The following is a 22,236-nucleotide window of genomic DNA, read 5'->3' as shown; positions in this document are numbered from 1 at the left end:
AACATCTAGGAGGTAGATTCTATTGGAGCCAATCAAAAATACATCGGTACATAAAATTTCAAATAAGCCAAAGACCAATAAGACTTTATTGTTGGGTGCAGCATTCCTTATGGCAACGTCAGCTATTGGACCAGGATTTTTAATGCAAACAACGGTTTATACTCAAAGTCTGGCAGCAAGTTTTGGATTCGTCATTCTTATTTCTGTTATTCTCGATATTTTTGCTCAAACAAATGTGTGGCGGATTATTGCTGTTTCTGAAAAAAGAGGACAAGAGATTGCTAATATGGTTCTTCCTGGGCTAGGTTACGTTCTAGCGGCTCTCATCGTTCTGGGGGGACTCGCATTTAATATAGGGAATATCGCTGGAGCTGGACTTGGTTTAAATGCGATGACAGGGATGTCTCCAACAACTGGAGCTGCCATTAGCGCAGTCATTGCTGTTTTAATTTTTGTGGTGAAAGAAGCAGGAAAAGCCATGGATCGGTTTACCCAGATAGCTGGCTTTGTAATGATCTGCTTGATGGTTTACGTAGCATGGACAACCTCTCCTCCAGTAGGGGAAGCGGTAGTGAAGACATTTGCTCCCGATAAGATAGATATTATTGCAATCGTTACGTTAGTTGGGGGATCTGTGGGTGGTTATATTACATTTGCAGGTGGACATCGTCTATTAGATGCGGGAGTCAAAGGTGTCGGTGCCCTTCCAGAAGTTACGAAAAGTTCCGTAGTAGGCATTTTAATTACCACCGTTATGAGAATTGCTTTATTTCTAGCTGTCTTGGGCGTTGTTTCAAAAGGTTTACAAATTGATTCTGAAAACCCCGCAGCATCCGTATTTCAACTTGCCGCTGGAAATGCTGGCTATAAAATTTTTGGTGTTGTTATGTGGGGAGCTGCCATAACATCAGTAGTAGGTGCTGCTTATACCTCCGTTTCATTTATCAGAACATTCAGCCAAAGGATAGAGAAAAAAGCGAATTGGATTATTATTGGCTTTATCCTTCTTTCCACCATTTGCTTTTTATTAATAGGTAAACCGGTTAAAGTACTCCTTGTGGTAGGGGCAATTAACGGCCTCATTTTACCGATAGCTCTTGGAACACTATTAATCGCCGCTTATAGGAAGAATATTGTAGGTGACTATAAACATCCATTGTGGCTAACGATTTCCGGTGTGTTCGTTGTCGTTGTTATGGCATTAATGGGTGGGTATACATTAATTACCCAACTACCATCACTATTTTAATAGCATTCAATAAAAGAGCAAAATCCAATTACATAGGAGATGTCTAATATGATTGATTTTTCCAAAGCGAGCCCTGCAGAGTTACGCTCCATGATCCGTAATAATGAATGGACCAAACCGACTGCTGGGATGGCAAATGGTTATGCCCAAGCAAACCTAGCTATCTTAAAAAAGGAGCATGCATTCGATTTTTTGTTATTTTGTCAACGTAACCCTAAGTCTTGTCCATTACTGGATGTAACTGAAATAGGTTCTCCTGTTCCTAAGTTCGCTGCTCAAGCAGGAGATATCCGGACAGATATCCCTAAATATCGCATTTATAAATACGGTGAATGGGTAGAAGAAGTGACGGATATTTCGGATTATTGGGAAGATGATATGGTGGGATTCCTAATCGGTTGCAGCTTCACTTTCGAACATGCTTTGTTGAACAATGATATTTCGATTCGTCATATTGAGGAAGACTGCAATGTTCCTATGTATAAAACGAACATTCCTTGTATAGAAGCAGGGATTTTCCATGGGGAAATGGTAGTAAGCATGCGTCCGATTCCTCAAAAGGATGTCGTTCGAGCTACTCAGGTTACCTCACGTTTTCCTGCCGTACATGGTGGACCAATCCATGTTGGAAACCCAGAGGCGATTGGCATCGCCTCTATTGATCAACCGGATTTTGGCGATGCGGTAACCATTCATGATGGGGAAGTACCGGTTTTCTGGGCATGTGGCGTGACGCCTCAATCCATCGCGATGGAAACAAAACCAGCCATTATGATTACGCATGCACCAGGACATATGTTCATAACAGATATCCGGGATGAAAAGTTGGGTGTTTTATAATAAAAGGAAAGAGATGAGTTCTATGCCGGAGAAGCTTTCAAGTAATACAAATGTTGTACTGTCTCCATTAGGCGATTCCGCAATCGTGATTACATTTGGAAATGAAATGAAGGGTAACGTTCATAAAAAAATAAAAATATTCAAGGACATGCTTGAAGAAGAACCATTTATAGGTTTCATAGAATGTGTACCGGCTTTTACAAACTTGACGGTCTATTATGATGCGTTGATGATTTATAACGAACAAAAGCAAAAAAGTAAAGAGGCAAGCATTTCCCCATATGCAGTCGTTCGGACATTCATCGAAGCAAAATTAAAGCGGGTGAAGAAGGATAAAGCCCTGGACCAACGGACGATTTGTCTGCCTGTTTGTTATGGAGGGGAATTTGGACCGGATCTGGAGCATGTTGCCCGATTCAATCATTTAACCACAGATGAAGTCATTCATATCCATTCCAGTGGAGAATACTTAGCTTATATGATTGGTTTTGCACCAGGTTTTCCATTTTTGGGTGGGCTTTCTGAAAAAATCGCGACGTCTAGGAGGAGGTCACCTAGAATGAACATACCAAAAGGTGCCGTTGGAATTGCAGGAATGCAAACGGGTGTATATCCCATCTCAACACCAGGGGGATGGCAATTAATTGGCCAAACACCATCTACTTTATTTCTCCCTAATGAATCACCGCCGAGCTTATTACAAGCAGGAGATAAGGTGAAGTTCATTCCCATTTCTTCTGTGGAGTATAAAGAAATTGCTCGTAAGGAGGAGTTAAAATGAGTATGCGTGTCTTGAAACCAGGATTGTTAACAAGCATCCAGGACCTTGGAAGAAAAGGATTTCAGCAGCACGGAGTGATCGTAAGCGGTGCCATGGATCCTTACTCTCTTCGCATTGCCAATATGTTGGTTGGCAATGAAGAAGGAGAGGCCGCCCTGGAAATCACCTTATTGGGACCGACTCTTATAATAGAAAAAGATTGTTTAATTGCAATAACGGGCGGCAATTTATCACCGACCATTAATGGAGAAGCCGTGCCGATGTGGAGACCTGTTTTTGTGAAAAAAGGAGCGGTTCTTGCATTCTCGGGATGTCGATCAGGCTGTCGCGCATATTTATCTGTTGCGGGTGGATACTCCATTCCCTCCATCATGAATAGCAAAAGTACCTATTTAAGGGCAGGAATGGGCGGATATAAGGGAAGGGCCTTACAAGTGGATGATGTGCTAGATTTTAATGAAGCTTCTCCTCATCATGCGAAGTACGGGTTAAACGTATTCTCAACAGTCAAATGGTTTGTTGACGAAAAAGATTTTATGCCCGAAAATAAGCCCGTTATCCGAGTTATAAATGGAAGCCAATACGAATTTTTTACGGAGTCCAGTAAAGTTCAATTCGAACAAGAGTTATTTAAAGTATCCAACCAGTCTGACAGGATGGGGTATCGAATTTCAGGGCCTTCGCTTGAATTAAAGGAAAAGCGGGAGCTGTTGTCAGAGGCGGTAACAAATGGTTCCATTCAAGTTCCACCGGATGGTAATCCTATCATCTTACTAGCGGATAGCCAAACAACCGGGGGATACCCCAAAATTGCTCAAGTCATTACGGCTGATATCCCATTCATCGGACAAGTCAAACCAGGGGATTCCATTCAGTTTGCTATGGTTACTTTAAGAGATGCGGAACATTCATATCTTCAAAAGGAACAACTTCTAAAAGAATTGAAGACTTCGATTGCATTAGCTCTGAAGGGGTTTAAATAAAGCATTAATGTAGGGAAAGGTTCAATTACCATGAACGTCTTACTTAAGACATTCTTTTGGGAATGGGCCTCTACTTATTTTTTTCCATCATTTATAATGAAATATGGGAGAGGTGAACAAAACGCTTCCAATGAATAAATGATACTTAAAATAAGAATGGGGACATTGTATGCAAGCTCATAATAAAACGGTAGTCAAATCCATGCAAATTCTTACTCTTTTCCTGAATCATCCCAAACTGTCATTTAACGAAATGATGGATTATTCCAACCTACCCAAAACCTCCTTGCATCGTATGGTCGTGTCATTAGAAGAAATGGGATTTTTAACAAAAGATGATGATGGCTATTATTCATTAGGCCTTATTTTCTTACAGCTTGGTCAACTAGTAAGTGAACGTTTAGATATTAGGAAAATCGCCTACCCCATTATGAAAGAACTTCGGGATGACGTTGAAGAGGCTGTGAATCTCATTATCAGGGATGCAGACGAAGCGATGTATATAGAAAAAGTTGATACGAAGCAGCCTGTACGCCTATATACCTCCATTGGTAGGCGCTCACCACTTTATGCAGGGGATTCTAGAATCATCCTTGCCTATTTACCTGAAGAAGATCGGGAATCGTATATAGAAAAGGTAGAATTAAAGTCAATGGCCATAGGAACGATCAATGATAAAACAATCCTTCGTCAGGCTTTGGATGAGGCGAAGAAAAACGGGTATACGATCACTTCTTCTGAACTTGAAAATTATACAAAATCCGTTAGTGCACCCATACTTAATGGGGATAATCAAATTGTCGCCGGTATTAGTGTAGCGGGTATCGAAGCACGATTTAAAGAAGATCGTTTACCAGAATTAATTGAAAAAGTAACGAATGCAGCTAAACAGATTTCTTGGAAATTGGGATGTAAAACTTCATAGTTTCATGTAGCCAAGACCTTCAGTAGGGGGAATAGAGAATGAAATCACTCTCTCGACCAGTAACAGCGATAAGCATCGCTTTCGTTGTGATCATATGGGGACTATGTTGGCCGGTCTATAAAGTGGCACTCGATTATTCACCACCACTGCTTTATGCAGGAATGCGTACATTATTAGGTGGACTGTTATTAGCCTTAACCCTTCTTCCTCAATGGAAGAAAATTCAGTGGAAGAAAAATTGGTACATCTATGTAATTGTTGCATTTTTCAATACAATCATATTCAATGGTGTCCAGACGATTGGCCTTCAATATTTACCTTCGGGGTTGTTTTCGGTCATCGTTTATCTTCAGCCGGTTTTAGTCGTGTTAATAGCTTGGAAATGGTTGAAAGAACCATTATCCGCCATTAAAATCATGGGGTTGATGATCGGTTTTACGGGGGTGGTGCTTGTATGTCTGGATGGGATTTCCGGTGAAATCTCTTATGTTGGTATTATACTAGCACTTATTACTGCAATTGGTTGGGCATTCGGTGTGGTCTATGTAAAGAAGACCAGTACACAAGTGCATGGACTTTGGCTGGTGGCGATGCAAAGCATCATTGGTGGTTTGTTTCTGACAGGCAGTGGTTTAGCAGTAGAAAATGCATCGAATATTGAGTGGAATTCAACGTACATATCCTGTTTGATTTTCGGATCAATCTTTAGTATGGCATTAGCTACCGCAGTGTATTTCAAGTTAATGAGTTCTGGCGAAGCAAGCAAAGTCGGATCTTTTACATTTCTTGTTCCTTTAATCGCTGTAGGGATAGGAACCATATTCTTAGGTGAACCATTTACTATATCCCTCCTTGAAGGCATGGTCCTCATCTTACTTAGCATCTATTTAATTAATCGAAAAGGTGCATCGAAAATTGCAAAAGTAAAAGGCGAAAATGTGGTTTAACAACATTTCTGCCTTTTATTTTTGCGTTAGGGGACTAGTTAATGTAGGTATAAAGGCGTTATGGTCAAACCTGCTTTATCCACCTCGTTTACCCTATTTCATCTAAAAACCAAATTATAAATGATTTTACCTATTGTAAAAATATACCTTTTATTTTATGGTTAGTTTAGATAAAAGAAAAAGATTCATAGGCAAAAATCATGAATGTTCAAATGTGGGCATGATTCGGAAACGTGCTATTCTAGTCGCAACATAATGTAAACGCTTCCTTTTTTGAAAATTTTAAGTGTGAGAAATTATGAGCGTTATCCCAACCAATTAAAGACTATGGATGATTTCTATAGTAAAAGAGATTTTACCGAATAAAGTGATATCGAGGGCATTTGTCACAAATTGCTGCCATAGCATAGGGAGAAGGTTAAATTCTTTTTTCCTGGCTTCATGGTTATCTTGACTGACTGGGGATACAGTACATCTAGAATGAAAAAGCACCGAGAATCGCTTGGTCTCAATATCATTGCAGGGGGTGCAGGTATGAAGCTTTCAGAATTACTTGATAAGAACATTCGAGAGTTCGGTGAATATCCTCTTATATTCTCCGGAGGCAAACAGTATACAAATGTAGAAACCATGAACTATGCCAATCAGCTCGCCAATGGATTGCGAGATCATGGAGTGGATAACGGAGAACGGGTAATCGTCATTATGCCGAATTCCCCGGAAGTGTTATTTGCCTATCAGGGAATCACAAGGGCGGGAGCGGTAATTGTACCTGTCATGTATACTTTACATCCAAAGGAAATCGCCTTTATTGCCGATAATTGCGGAGCCAAGTTGATTATTACCTCTTCTTTACTTCTTGATAATATTGGACAGGCGATTGAGTTAATGGATAAGCGGCCATCCGTACTTGTAGTTGATGCACCTACTACCGAACAAGCCCAGAATTTCTATGATTATCTGTCCCCATCACCTGATCGTGATGAGAAGTTGATTGAAGCGATGCCTGAGGATACGGCTGTCATCCTTTACACGTCAGGAACAACCGGGAATCCAAAAGGAGTCAAGCTAACTCATAGAAATCTGTGTTCCAATGCAGAAAACTCAGTAAAACACTCTAATGTAGAACGTGGAACAACACTTGGAATTCTTCCGCTTGCACATGTGTTTGGGCTTACCATTTCTCATACATGCTACATAGTGGGAAGTTCCATTGTAGTATTCCCGCGCTTCGAACCGAAAGAAGTATTGGCAGCGATTGAAACCCATAAAGTAAGAGCGTTTTCTGTAGTCCCTGCCATGATTCATGCTTTGGTAGCTTTCCCCACAGCCGGTAACTATGACACAAGCAGTTTGGAATCAGTAAGTTCTGGATCTGCACCCTTGCCTATAGCATTACTGAATGCATTTGAACAAAAATTCGGTGCTAAGGTGTTTGAAGGATACGGATTATCTGAAGCGGCTCCTATCGTAACGGCACATACTAAAAATCGCCCGATTAAACCAGGATCCGTGGGGATTCCGATACCAGGGGTAACAATAAAGATTGTGAATGAAAAGAACGAAGAGGTTCCAAGAGGAGAAATCGGTGAATTACTTGTCCGTGGAGATAATGTGACACCTGGCTATTTCCGGAATGATGAAGAAACCGATCGTACTGTAAAGGAAGGCTGGTTATATACCGGAGATCTAGGACGCTTGGATGATGAAGGATATCTATACATTGTCGATAGAAAAAAAGATCTTATCATTCGGGGAGGATTTAATATTTATTCTAGAGATTTGGAAGAAATCCTTAGTAAGCATTCAGGCATTTCAGAAGTTGCGGTTGTTGGTGTACCAGACGAGAGAATGGGTGAGGAATTAGTTGCCTGTGTTGTGAAAGACCCGTCCTCGTGCGTATTGGAAGAAGAATTGATTCTTTATTGTCAGGACAACCTTGCCAAACATAAAACGCCAAAGAGAATCATATTTTTAGATAGTTTGCCACGAAATGGAGTAGGAAAGATTTTAAAGACCCATTTAAGAAAAATGGTAAATGTGATGGATTTAACAGATTCTAAAAAAGGATGATTTCCAATCTTGAGAGGGGTTTTCAATGATGAGAAAAACCATTACCGCAACTTCAAGAGGCTTAATGATAGATTCATTTCCATATCGCTTATATCAAAAAGCAAAAAAGGTGGGAACATGGAATCCCGCTACCATTGATTATACAAAGGATGCTGAGGACTGGGGGATTTTATCGATAGGACAAAAAAATAGCATCCTTCGACTACTTTCGCAATTTCAGGCCGGAGAAGAAGCCGTTACCCTCGATTTATTACCGCTCATCATGGCAATAGCAAAAGATGGACGGATTGAAGAGGAGATGTATCTGACCACTTTCCTATTTGAAGAAGCGAAGCATACAGAATTCTTCAGGACGGTTTTGGATGCTATAGGTGAAAAAGGTGAACTGAACCCTTTGTTAACTGACACGTACAAGCAAGTTTTCCATGTTATATTACCTACTGCCATGGAGCGTCTGATTACAGATCAGTCACCAGAGGCCATTGCCGATGCAGCCACTGTATATAACATGTTTGTCGAAGGGGTTCTAGCTGAAACTGGTTATTTTTCATTCTATAAGTCTTTGGAAACATCGAAATTAATGCCTGGTTTACTTGAGGGAGTCGGTAACTTGAAAAGAGACGAATCTCGCCATATAGGGTATGGAACATTTCTGTTGCAACGATTGATTTGCGAACATCCACATATATATGATGATGTCGTCATGAAACGAATGGAGGAGCTTACTCCTTTGGCATTCAAGATTATAGATGAAGGCTTTCAAGAACCTGACCTGGAAGCGTTCAATAATGAACCCGACGAATTCGTGAATTTTGCTATGAAACAGCTAAAAGTCAGAATGGAAATTTTGTCACGAGCTAGAGGGAAGAAAATCGAAGACATTTACAAAACGACCGAAAGTGATGTTGGTGTTTATTGATAAGTAAAACAAATATTAGGGTCGATATGGGTTCATAAGAAAAGCTCAACCATTTCAAGGAATGGCTGGGCTTTTTTGTACGGCCTGGCTTGGGTGCAATCTAAATATAGGTAAGTCCCAATCTATGGTGGCAGTAGTAATAGTTAGCCTAATGTTTCTAAGATAGGATAGAGAAATGAAGCAGATATGAAAAAGAAGGAACAAACGGACTAAGGAGGATGAATGACTTAAACGTCTTATTGTTCCATACATCTCGGTAGAATATTATTAAAAAAAGCCCTGTAAATAAGAGTGGCTTATTTTACAGGGCTTTTCCTGTGGTTAACTTATAATAGTGTATTCAATCAACGAATACATTTCTCTTATGCCATTTAAAGTATGGTTTATTATCAGGATGAAGGGGGATTTTTATGCCCTTTCTTAGCTGGTACGTCTCATATTCTTCTTCAGGAATCTGATTAGAAATATGTAGTCTGCCTTGACCGTCAAAGGAGATAAGGCCTTTTTCGTACAAGGCATCATGATTGAAGCATAATAATAATCCATTATACGGGTTAAGGCGCTCATCATCGGTGCTGTCCTTCCATGGTTTAGAGTGACTACTCTTTAGCAGGGCATCCATTTCTATTCCACATAGCGGGCATTTATGATTCCAAAGAGGCATAACCGATTTTCTGAATTTTTTTTGGCCACAGCGAATGTTCATTTTGGCTTCCGATTCTGTTTCAGCAAGAAGTGCTTGTAGCGGATTCCGCTCTTTAGCAATGACTTCATCGACAGAGAGTTCTAATTGATCTTCGTCCGAATTGAAGATGTTAAGCATACTCATATATTCTAAAAGTTTTAGTGTAAGTTCTTCATTACAAGGATATAGGTATCCTGAATTGCCGGTTGCATCCTCCTGGAATGCTGAATATTTAATAGGAAGATATGGAGCAATACCGTCAAAGTATTCACGTATATTCAGGGGGACCTCCAATTCACGATACTCGGTTTCAACTAGATAACCATTATCTGTCCATCTAGTATGATTTCGAATTTTTTGAGGTTTATTATCTTCTTGACATCCCTTCTTTACAATACTTATCGCGACAATCGATCCCTTTACGTAATGGAAAATCCGATCGCCACTTTTAACTTCTTGCATCAGTTTAGATGAGTGAGGTACTAAACCGGATTTATCGATTTGAGGGGACCAGATGATCCCTAAATGTTTTTCTTCTTGATAAGTAGTACCTTGCATGACAATAAAACTATTCAACGTCTTTCCTCCTACTTGCTACGATATGCGATTTAAATGAAAGAGCTGGTTTGCTTACTCTTTGGACATATTCTATGTAACTTATCATACCTTAATTATTTTAGAAATGTAACGATAACGTGTCAAATGACGAAGTATGTATGCGGGGTGAAAGAACTCATCCTGGGAAACCCATTCTAATGTAATGTATAGAGCGGGGATATACTAATCTGAAGTAAAAAAAGAGTAAACATCAAACAGTTACAGTGTTTGATGCTTACTCTAGTTGGTTTTCTGTAATGCGCTTAATGGCATTCAAATCATTAGTTAAGAATTCGAACGGCTTTTACGAAAAGAGGTTTCCAGTATGAACCGTTGATGTTTGCATACGATACACCTTTGGAAGTTGAAGCATTAATCATTTGATTATTCCCCGCATAAATTCCTACGTGATTAATCACTCCATCATGATTAGTATCATAAAACACCAAATCACCCTTTTTCAATGAATATGAAGAAACAGGTACTCCCATTTGAGCTTGGCCAGTTGATGTGCGAGGCAAGGAGATCCCTGCTGCTTGGAATGCTTTCATGGTAAATGATGAGCAATCAAAGGCATCAGTGCGCGATGTGCTTGCAGCATATTGATACTTGGCCCCTAAGTATTTTTTAGCGGCGTTTAAAACGCGGTCCACTTCAGAAGAGGCAGAAGACACAGTCTTTGTAGCAGCTGTAGTTGCCTTTCCAGAAAGTTTAATAGTCTGTCCAATACGTAAAGTATTAGCATTTTTGATGCTAGGATTTAATGAAAGTATAGCTTTGACGGTCGTTTTATTTTTACTTGCAATTTTGGAGAGACTGTCCCCAGACTTAACTTTATATGTACTGCCCGATTTGTTTGCTGTACTGGTTGCACTAGATGTAGTGGCTTTTCCAGAAAGTTTTATGGACTGTCCAATACGTAAAGTATTAGCATTTTTGATGCTAGGATTTAATGAAAGTATAGCTTTGACGGTCGTTTTATTTTTGCTTGCAATTTTGGAGAGACTGTCTCCTGACTTAACCTTATATGTACTGGTTGAACTGCTTTTTGCAGCAGTAGCACTAGTTGAAGTAGCTTTTCCAGAAACAATGATGGATTGTCCAATACGAATTCGGTCCGAATTGGAAATGGTAGGGTTCAACTTCAATAATGCATTTAGCGAAAGATTATATTTTTTAGCAATTCCACTTAACGTATCCCCAAGTTTAACCACATGTTTCTTTGTTGAAGTTGTACTTTTCACCGTGGATTCATTTATCTTTAACACTTGTCCAGGGAAGATAAGGTTATTAGAAAGTTTATTTTGCGATTTTAATTTTTGAACGGTTGTATGATTTGCTTTAGCAATTTTATATAGACTATCACCTGATTTTACATGGTATGTACTAGCATAAGCTGAATTGCTGGCAAATAGGGTACCTATGATAGAACCCGCGATAATGAAAGATTTTTTTGAACTATTCATAAAAAGGAAGATTCCTCCTGATATTCTATAATATTATTGCACTATTTTTATAGCGCAATAATATTATAAGGCAATTAACCCAATAAAATATTAAAAATAGAAAAAAATTCTGATTTAAACATTAAATTATCATTGCTTATATTACAGGGATGTTACGAAGTGTCGGAATGTTGATGTGAGCAAGTGAAGGGTGAACCCTATTACCTATAAGGTTTCAATAATTTAGAAAATATATATATTGCAAGTCAATGATTTATTTTTGTTAAAGGTACCCTTAAATGGATTGATTGCTACATTGCAATTTTGAAAAGGTAAAATGTAACACAATATACAAGATGGCCTTATATATTTTAAACGATATACTTCGCCATAAATTGTCTGAAAAGAGTATAGTAGTAGAATGATTCCGACTATTTTAAAGCATATTGTAATAGTTAATACTTTCATTTAGAATAATACCCATTACTACGAATCATCATCATATAAATATCCTTGTATAATATCAGTGATAAGGTCTGATAGTTTCTACCTGGCTGCCATAAAAAGCCGGACTACAGGGAAGCATGAATAAAAGAGATGAAACAGTTATAGGTAGCATTTTGTAAGTCACTTTGTGATTCTTGCAGAAGGTCCCACTATTACTTTGTTTTTTTGAAGAGGCTCTTATTTTTCATGCTTTCTGTCCAGTGGCCGAAAGCATGAAAAATAAGGGCTTTTTTATGTATGCATTCAACAGTAAAAGATAAAGGAAGAGGGTGCCGTATGTATTTCTTATTGAATATTCTAGGGGTATTGGTTGTCATGGGTATCGTATACTTGTGCTCACCTAATAGAAAAAACGTGAAGTGGAAAATCATTCTTACGTTGCTTGGCATTGAATTGATTATTACATGGTTCATGTTGTCGACCACCATCGGAACATGGGTCATTAAACAGATTGCTACTTTCTTCACCTGGTTGATTGCATGTGCTAATGAAGGAATCTCTTTCGTTTTTCCTTCTGTTATGGCAAACGAACAAGTGGATTTCTTTTTCAGTGCGTTGATGCCGATCATCTTCATTATTACGTTTTTTGATATTCTATCGTATTTCGGCATCCTGACCTGGATAATAGACAAAGTCGGTTGGCTCATTTCGAAAGTGTCAGGATTACCGAAATTGGAGAGCTTCTTTTCTATCCAGATGATGTTTCTTGGGAATACGGAGGCTCTCGCTGTTATCAGGATGCAATTAAGTTCTTTAAAGGATCAGCGTTTGCTGACCTTTGGAATTATGAGTATGAGCAGTATAAGCGGTTCGATTATAGGTGCGTATTTATCCATGGTTCCGGCTGAATTTGTATTCGTCGCTATTCCATTGAATTGTTTAAATGCCTTACTTATAGCCAATATGTTAAATCCTGTTACTGTCAGTAAAGAGGAAGATGTCGTATATATTCCTACAAAAGAGGAACGTAAAGACTTCTTTTCAACCATTTCAAACAGTATGCTAGTTGGAGTCAAGATGGTGATCGTCATTATGGCCATGGTAATCGGCTATGTCGCATTAACGGCTAGCCTTAACGGTATTTTAGGGCTTGCGGTAGATGGGTTAACAATCCAAAAAATCTTTTCTGTCATCTTTAGCCCATTCGCTTTCTTGTTTGGATTAAACTGGGATGATACGATGTATGTTGCTCAATTGATGGGAATCAAACTGGCAACGAATGAATTCGTAGCCTTGCTCGACTTGAAAACACAGATCAGCGGTTTGGCCCCGCATACAGTAGCTGTGGTCGTTACGTACCTGACCTCATTTGCGAATTTTAGTACAGTCGGCATGATTTACGGAACGTTCAATTCGATTCTAGACGAGGAAAAATCGAGTATCATTGGAAGAAATGTGTGGAAGCTATTGCTTAGTGGAATGGCAGTCTCCATGCTAAGTGCCATGATTGTTGGATTGTTTGTTTGGTAACGCTGTGTCTTATAGTTTACTAGATCACCTTAAATATTGTGGCGATAATACGTGAATGAAGAATAAATTAGCCAAGTGATTTTTAGGTATAAATGATGTTAATCCCTTAATCGGTAAGATTAAGGGATTGCTTTTTTTACATGAGTATAAAGAGAAATTAATAGTCACGTTTCCGATAAGGTGAAGGCGTGAAATACAATAGAGTTGTCATAATAAAAGCATGAAGAGCAGAAATTTTGTCCATGTTTCTGCTCTTCCAATTGAGTCGATGTCAACTAAATCACCCCACTCATTTTAGATTTTCTAGGTATTTCTCCAAATCCTTATCAACTATGAAAACTTCAATCCGTTCTCCCGTTTTGGTACTAATGTCACTGTGTGAAGAAAGGACTTTACAACCTGTTAGATCCTCGACAATTTTTTCATAATCCTGACTGTACATTTCACGTAGAAGAGAGCGCATTTTTTTTACAAGCTTCTTTCCAGAATCCTGACTGACGAGGTGTTTTTCTTCGACAGTCAAGACTCCTTTAAAACGAGTGATCAGCATGTCATTAATAATGTAGGTTTTAACTTCTTGTGGTCCTCTGCCTATTAAATCACGCTGGAATTTAATGAATGCTGCACTAATTTCGGCTTCAATTTTCTTTTTTTGGTTTAACATAATGCCTCCGATTTTTTTCATCGATCGTATATGGGATTCATCATAATGCCGGATTCAAGTTTTTGTCAATACAAGTTTGTATATATATTAAAATATTAGAAATATATAGGATTAATGAGTAAATAATACTTTTATATAGAAAAACAGAAGTATATGGTCGAATATGAATCTATTTGCGAATATATGGAATTTTAATGGGGTTTACAAAGGTTTGCTGATGAGCGTAGAATATGCTCATCAATAACAATTTGATATCGGCCAAATCTCAAGTAATTGAGAACGGAGGACCCATTATTTATGGGGTTAATTCTGCTTTTGCAGAAGGGATGTGAACTCTTTCGCCATCCTACCCGTCAGCTAACTTCGTCGGCTAAAGCGAAGGAGGTCATAAGACCACCTTGATCCAGGAGGCTTTTTTGTTGTGTTTGTAGCAAAATAGCAACCTGTCATTTCAGTAGGTCTTTTTATTATGCCTATAATTACATGAAAAGGTTTCTTGGAAGACAGATCGCAAAGAGCGCTGAAAAGCTTGCTGGGCGATAAGTAGACCAATGAGTACTTTTTCTCCACTAATACTGTTTGCTTTTGCAAATATTCTTGTTTGGATTGTGAATCATTTTTTTCACTATTGAAACTAGGATAGCCATGCAATGCGGACTATTGGAGAAGGGGTAAGCATTGGTCTATTTTTTGTGTTCTTTTGGCACCAATTTCTCTACTAATCGTGAAGGAGGTAAATTGTAAAGATTTTTAAAAAAGTGAAAGGAAGGTTCGGATGGATGCTATAACTATCTTTCTAATGGGTACACCCTTTTTACTTTTCTATGGATTCATTCATTTTTGTAACAAAGTTATAACGAAAAAAGGAGAGGAGTAGAACATGTTATTCATTCTTATTGTCCCAGCGGTTACCGTGTATTTAATTCACGCTTTATTATACCCAGAGAAATATTAATAGAACGATAACGGAGGAAATGTAAATGGATTTTTTACAAATCATTGTGGTGTTGTTTTTGGTAGTGATCCTAGCCATACCATTGGCCCAATATTTAGCGGCAGTATATTCCCTTGAAACCACAAGGCAAGATCGTATGTTCGGGTGGTTAGAACGAGGCATTTTTAAAATATCTGGTATTAAGACATTTGATATGAATTGGAAGCAATATGCACAGGCATTACTCCTAAGTAACTTAGTCATGTTTGTCATCTCATACATGATTGTACGGCTTCAGGGAGTTTTACCGGGTAATCCAAGTGGGATAGCCAACATGGATCCGTCATTGGCATTCAATACGGCAGCAAGTTTTCTTACTAATACCAATTTACAGCACTATAGCGGAGAATCCGGACTTTCGTATTTATCACAAATGATTGTCATCATCTTCTTGATGTTCACGACACCAGCAACCGGTCTTTCCTTATGCATCGCTTTTTTCAGGGGTTTGACCGGTCAGAGGAGTTTAGGGAACTTTTATGTAGATTTAATTCGTTCGATCACTCGGGTGCTACTGCCTCTCTCCATTTTTGTCAGTTTGGTTCTGGTATCCCAGGGGGTACCACAGACCCTTGGTTCTACGGTAATGGCTACTACGTTAGAGGGAGCCACCCAACATATTGCAAGAGGACCTGTGGCTGCATTGGAGTCAATAAAGCACCTTGGCACAAACGGCGGTGGATTCTTCGGTGTCAACTCGGCGCATCCATTTGAGAACCCTAATGGATTTACGAATGTATTAGAGATTTTATCGATGTTTCTCATTCCTGCTGCCCTTCCATTAACATTCGGATATATGGCGAAAAATAACAAACAAGGATGGATCTTATTTTCAGCAATGGGACTCATGATGCTTGTTTTCCAAAGTGTGAATTACGCTAGTGAACAAAATGGCAATCCCCGATTGGAGGCAATAGGCCTTTCACAAGAGAGTGGAAACTTAGAGGGGAAAGAAGTCCGATTTGGGATGGCTCAGAGTGCCCTATTTACAACGGTGACTACAGCTGCCACTACAGGTTCAGTTAATAATATGCATGATACGCTGACACCGCTCGGTAGTATAGCGCCACTGGCCATGATGATGCTGAACTGTGTATTTGGCGGTGATGGGGTAGGCACGATGAACATTCTTATGTATTCCATATTGGCTGTATTCATTGCTGGACTGATGGTCGGGCGTACGCCAGAGTTTTTAGGTAAGAAAATTGAAGGGCCGGAAATGAAATTAATAGCCATGACGATCCTTCTACATCCGTTAATCATTTTGGTACCATCTGCTATTGCACTAACGGCACAGATGGGGACATCGGCCATTTCAAATCCAGGTTTCCATGGGCTCTCTCAAATTGTATATGAGTTTACTTCAGCTGCAGCCAATAACGGTTCTGGTTTCGAGGGCTTAGGGGATAATACACCTTTTTGGAACATTTCCACAGGTTTGGTCATGTTGTTTGGCCGTTATTTTTCCATGATAGCCATGATTGCTGTTGCTGGATCATTACTTGCAAAAAAACGTGTCCCAGAGACGATGGGTACATTTAAAACAGATAATCCTACATTCCTTGTCATTCTTTTATGTACGGTTTTAATTATTGGAGCTTTGACTTTCTTCCCAGTGATTACCCTAGGACCTGTCGCAGAATGGTTAACGATTAGATAAACGATGAAGAGGAGTAGTACAGATGAATACGATGCGTAATGGAAAAGTAAATAATGAAATGCTTTTTGAAGCAATAAAAGATGCTTTCAAAAAAATGAATCCCAGAGCCATGGCACGAAATCCAGTCATGTTTGTGGTGGAAATAGGATTTGTCTTGACCCTTTTTCTGACTATATTTCCCGATTTATTTGGTGGAATATCAGATAGGGGATATACCAGTGCAGTGACTTTCATTTTGCTCCTAACCATCCTGTTTGCCAACTTTGCTGAAGCATTAGCGGAAGGTCGTGGTAAAGCACAAGCGGATAGTCTGAAAAAGACAAAGCTTGATTCAAAAGCAAAGTTAATCCAAAAAGATGGATCTGTAAAGATAATCGATGCCACGGAACTGCAAAAAGGTGACATGGTTTTAGTGGAGGCCAATGATTTAATTCCTAGTGATGGAGATGTCATTGAAGGGGTGGCTGCTGTTGACGAATCGGCCATAACTGGTGAATCCGCGAATGTCATAAAAGAACCGGGTGGAGACTTCAGTTCTGTTACTGGAGGAACAAAAGTAATGAGTGACTATATAAAAATAAAAGTTAGTAGTGATCCGGGGGAGTCATTCCTGGATCGAATGATTGACTTGGTAGAAGGAGCTAAACGGCAAAAAACACCGAATGAAATTGCACTTAGTACACTCCTTGTGAGTTTGACGCTTATCTTTTTGCTTGTTTGCGTGACACTCGTACCTATTGCTTCCTATATTAAAGTGACATTGCCAATCGCAACTTTGGTGGCATTATTGGTATGTTTAATCCCAACAACCATAGGGGGTCTTCTTTCAGCGATAGGCATAGCTGGAATGGACAGAGTGACACAATTCAATGTGATTGCCAAATCGGGCAAATCGGTAGAAGCTGCAGGAGACATCAATACTATCATTCTCGATAAAACAGGCACGATCACACATGGTAACCGGATGGCTCATGCCTTGCTACCAGTACAGGGTGTGAATCAGAAGGAACTTACTACATTCGCAGCCTATTCATCTTTACATGATGAGACACCGGAAGGCCGCTCTGTTGTCGAATTGGCCAAAAGATCAGGATTACTTGAAAAAGAATTGGAAAAAAGTGACTCGGAAGGCATTGACTTTACGGCAGAAACGAGGATGAGCGGGACAGATTTTTCCGATGGAAGAATCGTCAGAAAAGGTGCCGTCGATTCAATAAAGAACTATATAAAGCAAGAAGGCGGAAACATTCCCAGCGATTTGCAAGACATTAGTGATGAAGTAGCAAGCCAAGGGGGAACGCCCTTAGTAGTCGCAGAAGGAAATCGGATCCTAGGTGTCATTTATTTGAAAGATACCGTTAAAGCAGGTATGAAAGAGCGATTTGATGAATTGAGGAAAATGGGCATCAAAACCGTCATGTGTACCGGAGATAATCCTTTAACGGCCGCCACAATCGCGAAAGAAGCCGGGGTAGACGATTACATTGCAGAGGCAAAGCCGGAAGATAAAATTGCCGTAATTAAGCGTGAACAAGCGGAAGGCAAACTTGTCGCGATGACCGGGGATGGCACGAACGATGCCCCTGCATTGGCACAGGCAGATGTGGGGCTAGCAATGAATACAGGAACAAATGCAGCCAAAGAAGCAGCAAACATGGTGGATCTGGATTCAGATCCTACAAAAATCATTGAAGTAGTGGCGATTGGAAAACAGTTACTCATGACACGTGGAGCATTAACAACGTTCAGCATTGCCAATGATGTGGCTAAATACTTTGCGATCATACCAGCCATGTTCATGCTGGCTATCCCGCAAATGAATGCCTTAAATATAATGGGATTAGCCACACCGCAAAGTGCGATATTATCAGCATTGATATTCAATGCCATTATTATCCCGCTCCTGATCCCGTTAGCCATGAAGGGTGTAAAATATGTTCCGATGAGCGCTTCAAGATTATTGACTAAGAATTTGTTCCTTTATGGATTAGGTGGCGTGGTCGTTCCTTTCATTGGCATTAAATGTATAGACCTAATACTTGAACTGTTTAAAGTAGCTTAAAATCAAATATAAGGGTGAGAATAGATGTTGAAAAATATACGTGTAGTTTTTGTGCTATTCATGATATGTGGTATGGCTTACCCGTTACTCATAACAGGACTTTCACAAGTGATGATGCCTGCACAAGCTGAAGGCAGCTTAATTAAAAATGAAAAAGGGAAAATCATCGGGTCAGAATTAATTGGTCAATCTTTTGAAGAGGCTGGCTATTTTCATGGCCGGGTTTCTTCTATAGAATATGACGCTGCAGGCTCAGGGTCGCCAAACTATTCACCATCTAATGAAGAAATGATCAAGCGAACCAAAAATGAAATGTCTGAATTTCTAAAAGCGAATCCTTCAATTAAAAAAGAGGAAATACCTTCTGACTTGATGACAAACTCTGGGTCAGGTCTTGATCCAAATATTTCTCCAAAAGGAGCACTTGTTCAGGTTCCGCGTATCGCAAAAGAGAGGGATATATCTGAACAAAGTTTATATAATCTAGTCGAAGAAAATACGGAAAATCGTTCATTTGGACTTTTCGGCGAACCTCATATTAATGTGTTGAAATTAAATATTGCTTTGGATGATCTAAAATGATCGAGTTTAGGAGAGTTCTATTTTCTCCTAACACTCTAGAAAGGAATCTGGGGGGAGTTTTATGAACGAACACTTTCGAAGGAAAACACCAGATGAAATTCTACAATCTATTTCCGACATTAAAAAAGGCAGACTGAAGATCATACTCGGATCTGTTAGTGGGTCCGGAAAAACCTATCATTTGCTTATGGAAGGAAATGAGTTGAAAGGGCGTGGTATTGACGTAGTTATCGGGATTATTAGTGATGGGTGCAACCAAATGACAATGGAGCAAGTAGGTTGCCTAGAGGCAGTGCCCACAATTGAATGGAAGAGTAATGGACTTATTAGGAAAGATTTACATGTAGATGAAATTCAAAAAAGAAATCCTGAAGTGGTTTTAGTTGACCAGTTAGCTCACAAAAACCGGCCGTCTGCTAAAAATCCTACTAGATTAGAAGATGTTATGGAATTAATAAAAAGTGATATCAGCGTTATCACAACAATAAATATTTATGAATTGAAAGGAGTAAAGAAAGTTGCTGAACATCTACTGAATCTCCCGCTTCATGTAAGTGAGATCCTACCCGAGAATACGTTGACGCTGGCTGACGAAGTACGCCTCTTGGATGTGACACCCGAAGCAATACTTAAACGTCTGCAAGAAGGAAAAATCATGGAAAACAACAAGAAAACAGAAGCCGATATGAAACTATATAATCAAGATAACTTAGCGGTTCTTAGGGAGCTGTCACTCCGTTTTTTGGCTGGAGAAGTGGAAGAAGATCTTACTGAACATAGAGAACAGGAAGGGTTAATGGGACCATCAGGTGCTTCTGAACGAATCTTGGTATGTGTACAATACCATTGGAATGGCTCCATTTTAATTCGAAGAGGCGATCAAATAGCCAAACGATTAGGCGGAGATTTAGTGGTGGTTAGCTTTATTCCAAGTCAGAAAGAGCTATCTAAAGAGGAGTCGTTATTTAAAAGTTCTATACAAAAACTTATCGTAAAGCTAAATGGGAAGTTTGAAGAAAGAGCCATAAACGGGGGTGATATTGCAAAAGAAATCGTTGGGTATGCCATGAAGCACTATATAACCCGGATTATCCTGGGTCAATCCAAAAGGACGAGATGGGAAGAAATCATCCATGGTTCTATAGTCAATAAGATATTGGGCCAAACGAAAAACATGGATGTATGTGTTGTAGCGGATAGGACAAAAGGAGAAGGGGAAAGGGTATTGCCTGCCGTTCAGTCAAAAAAAAAGAAAAAGAATCCATACCGAAGACTCTCGCCTGAAGAAATAAAAGAAAAAATACAGGGAGTGAAAAGAGGAACATTAAAGGTGTATATTGGTTCTGCTCCTGGCGTAGGGAAAACATATACCATGCTGAGGGAGGCCAATCAATTAAAGAAAAGTGAAATTGATATTGTGATTGGATTATTGGAGACACATGGTCGTAAAGAAACGGCTTCCCAAGTTGACACGTTAGAAACAATACCCCGGAAACAGGTGCCGTATAAGAACGTCTTGTTAGAGGAAATGGATCTTGACAGAATCATCATCCGTAATCCTGAAGTTGTGCTTGTTGATGAATTGGCTCATACAAATGTGCCAGGAAGTAAAAACCAAAAACGTTATCAAGACGTTATGAACATATTGGAGTCTGGGATATCCGTTATTTCTACTATGAATATTCAACATGTAGAAAGCTTGAATGATAGTGTAGAGCAAATTACAGGGGTTCGCGTACGTGAAACGGTTCCTGACAGGATTCTACAATTGGCCGATGAGCTTGAATTAATTGATGTCTCCCCAAAGGCGCTTAGGCAGCGAATGCAAGAAGGGAATATTTATACCATGGATAAAGTGGAGCAGTCCTTGAATAATTTTTTTAAGACTCGAAATCTTATAGCCTTGAGAGAACTTGCACTCCGTGAATTAGCAGATGATGTAGACGATAGGTTAGAATCATTCAAGCGAAAAGAAGGAGTAAGGGGCCCTTGGAGAAAAGCAGAAGTAATCTTTGTTTGCGTTAACCTTAAACCAGACTCTGAGCGTTTGATTAGAAGGGGTTTCCGGATAGCCTATCGACTTAAAGCAAAGTGGTATGTAGTGTATGTGAAGGATCAACGAACATTACCTAATGACAAGCAAATTATATTGGATAAAATAAAGAACCTTACGAAACGATTAGGTGGCACTTTCGAAATATATTCAACAACCAACAGGCGAATGGTGGTAAGTGAAGTCACTAAACAATTACAAGACAAAAAAGCTACACAAGTCATCATTGGACATTCAGCAAAAGAAAGGTGGCAAGAAATCATTCAAGGTTCGATTGTCGCACAACTTTTAAGAGAAGCAAGACACCTCGATGTTTTAATTGTGGCTGATTGAATGGACGTTCACGAGTGATGTATATTCATAGAATGGATTCCTGCATCAATGAGAACCTAATAAACATTAAACAGGCGGTGTGTTCCCAGACACTTTCTTTCTGATTGCTTGTGTTTGAATGAATATCGCTCCAATTAACTCTAGCTGATTCATGTCAAAATATTGAGTTATAGGGAATGTATATAGAGCTTCATTTGTATTTAAACGACTGAAAATTATCTGCTTAGGTAACTACGAGGCAGCTTTCTGTAATATATGAGTCTTCCGATGTCATAAACATGGCAGAATATTATTTTTAGAAGGATTCATACTTTGATTTAAAAATAAATATCACAAGAACGAAGTATAGAGAAACCCCAAACAATGCAGGTTTCTCTTATTCTGATTAAAGGGACCAATAGCAAAATGATCTATATTTTCTTTTGCTTTTTCGTATATTATTAAGTCGCATAAAACCCATAACTTCT

The 22,236-nt window shown here is 39.2% G+C and carries 17 protein-coding genes and 2 riboswitches; of the genes, 14 read left to right on the top strand and 3 right to left on the bottom strand.

The window, feature by feature from the left end:
• The first annotated feature begins 109 nt into the window (after positions 1–109).
• The 8 genes from ACIQXQ_RS19970 to ACIQXQ_RS19935 all read left to right on the top strand — a co-directional run bounded on the left by ACIQXQ_RS19970 (position 110) and on the right by ACIQXQ_RS19935 (position 8,717).
• Complete coding sequence (locus ACIQXQ_RS19970) at positions 110–1,249, top strand: NRAMP family divalent metal transporter (protein WP_402873167.1); 1,140 nt, start codon at positions 110–112, stop codon at positions 1,247–1,249.
• Between the two features lie 48 nt (positions 1,250–1,297).
• Positions 1,298–2,089: a putative hydro-lyase gene (locus ACIQXQ_RS19965; protein ID WP_402959667.1), complete on the top strand. Its 792-nt coding sequence runs from the start codon at positions 1,298–1,300 to the stop codon at positions 2,087–2,089.
• Between the two features lie 22 nt (positions 2,090–2,111).
• Positions 2,112–2,870 carry a 5-oxoprolinase subunit PxpB gene (gene pxpB, locus ACIQXQ_RS19960; RefSeq protein WP_402959664.1) on the top strand — a complete coding sequence of 253 codons (759 nt, stop codon included), beginning with the start codon at positions 2,112–2,114 and terminating at the stop codon, positions 2,868–2,870.
• A complete protein-coding gene (locus ACIQXQ_RS19955) occupies positions 2,867–3,853 on the top strand; it encodes a 5-oxoprolinase subunit C family protein (protein ID WP_402959661.1) in 987 nt (328 codons plus the stop codon). The genes pxpB and ACIQXQ_RS19955 overlap by 4 nt, the downstream gene beginning before the upstream one ends.
• Before the next feature lie 169 nt (positions 3,854–4,022).
• Positions 4,023–4,778 carry an IclR family transcriptional regulator gene (locus ACIQXQ_RS19950; RefSeq protein WP_402959659.1) on the top strand — a complete coding sequence of 252 codons (756 nt, stop codon included), beginning with the start codon at positions 4,023–4,025 and terminating at the stop codon, positions 4,776–4,778.
• 38 nt (positions 4,779–4,816) lie between these two features.
• Positions 4,817–5,725, top strand: coding sequence for a DMT family transporter (locus ACIQXQ_RS19945; protein WP_402959657.1), 909 nt, complete (start codon positions 4,817–4,819; stop codon positions 5,723–5,725).
• 534 nt (positions 5,726–6,259) lie between these two features.
• Positions 6,260–7,798: a class I adenylate-forming enzyme family protein gene (locus ACIQXQ_RS19940; RefSeq protein WP_402959655.1), complete on the top strand. Its 1,539-nt coding sequence runs from the start codon at positions 6,260–6,262 to the stop codon at positions 7,796–7,798.
• Between the two features lie 28 nt (positions 7,799–7,826).
• Complete coding sequence (locus ACIQXQ_RS19935; protein WP_402872476.1) at positions 7,827–8,717, top strand: R2-like ligand-binding oxidase; 891 nt, start codon at positions 7,827–7,829, stop codon at positions 8,715–8,717.
• A gap of 340 nt (positions 8,718–9,057) precedes the next feature.
• On the opposite strand, the gene ACIQXQ_RS19930 is transcribed toward ACIQXQ_RS19935, so the two are convergent.
• Positions 9,058–9,978, bottom strand: a complete 921-nt coding sequence (locus tag ACIQXQ_RS19930; RefSeq protein WP_402959653.1) for an HNH endonuclease — start codon at positions 9,976–9,978, stop codon at positions 9,058–9,060.
• A gap of 302 nt (positions 9,979–10,280) precedes the next feature.
• Complete coding sequence (locus ACIQXQ_RS19925; protein ID WP_402872482.1) at positions 10,281–11,465, bottom strand: C40 family peptidase; 1,185 nt, start codon at positions 11,463–11,465, stop codon at positions 10,281–10,283.
• Positions 11,466–11,937: 472 nt separating this feature from the next.
• Positions 11,938–12,039, top strand: a riboswitch (purine riboswitch).
• 188 nt (positions 12,040–12,227) lie between these two features.
• On the opposite strand from ACIQXQ_RS19925, the gene ACIQXQ_RS19920 reads away from it, so the two are divergent.
• Entirely contained in the window at positions 12,228–13,421 is a 1,194-nt protein-coding gene (locus ACIQXQ_RS19920; RefSeq protein ID WP_402959651.1) for a NupC/NupG family nucleoside CNT transporter, read from the top strand.
• A 289-nt stretch (positions 13,422–13,710) separates the two neighbouring features.
• On the opposite strand, the gene ACIQXQ_RS19915 is transcribed toward ACIQXQ_RS19920, so the two are convergent.
• Positions 13,711–14,085 (bottom strand): Na-translocating system protein MpsC family protein, encoded by a 375-nt coding sequence (locus tag ACIQXQ_RS19915; protein WP_402872487.1) that lies wholly within the window; start codon positions 14,083–14,085, stop codon positions 13,711–13,713.
• A 246-nt stretch (positions 14,086–14,331) separates the two neighbouring features.
• A riboswitch (cyclic di-AMP (ydaO/yuaA leader) is annotated at positions 14,332–14,472 on the top strand.
• Positions 14,473–14,965: 493 nt separating this feature from the next.
• Between ACIQXQ_RS19915 and ACIQXQ_RS19910 the strand changes: the two genes are divergently transcribed.
• The 5 genes from ACIQXQ_RS19910 (at position 14,966) to ACIQXQ_RS19890 (ending at position 21,769) form a co-directional block, all read left to right on the top strand.
• Entirely contained in the window at positions 14,966–15,040 is a 75-nt protein-coding gene (locus ACIQXQ_RS19910) for a potassium-transporting ATPase subunit F (protein ID WP_402873169.1), read from the top strand.
• Positions 15,041–15,065: 25 nt separating this feature from the next.
• Positions 15,066–16,739 (top strand): potassium-transporting ATPase subunit KdpA, encoded by a 1,674-nt coding sequence (kdpA, locus tag ACIQXQ_RS19905; protein WP_402959649.1) that lies wholly within the window; start codon positions 15,066–15,068, stop codon positions 16,737–16,739.
• Between the two features lie 22 nt (positions 16,740–16,761).
• The gene (gene kdpB / locus ACIQXQ_RS19900) at positions 16,762–18,801 is read left to right on the top strand and encodes a potassium-transporting ATPase subunit KdpB (RefSeq protein ID WP_402959646.1); all 2,040 of its coding nucleotides are present in this window, start codon (positions 16,762–16,764) and stop codon (positions 18,799–18,801) included.
• Positions 18,802–18,825: 24 nt separating this feature from the next.
• Positions 18,826–19,383, top strand: coding sequence for a potassium-transporting ATPase subunit KdpC (gene kdpC / locus ACIQXQ_RS19895; protein ID WP_402959643.1), 558 nt, complete (start codon positions 18,826–18,828; stop codon positions 19,381–19,383).
• A 61-nt stretch (positions 19,384–19,444) separates the two neighbouring features.
• Positions 19,445–21,769: a histidine kinase gene (locus ACIQXQ_RS19890; RefSeq protein WP_402959641.1), complete on the top strand. Its 2,325-nt coding sequence runs from the start codon at positions 19,445–19,447 to the stop codon at positions 21,767–21,769.
• Positions 21,770–22,236: the final 467 nt, after the last annotated feature.

Source organism: Peribacillus sp. NPDC097198 (assembly GCF_044762055.1).
GTDB lineage: Bacteria > Bacillota > Bacilli > Bacillales > DSM-1321 > Peribacillus.
This window is presented reverse-complemented; position numbering and strand designations above follow the sequence as displayed.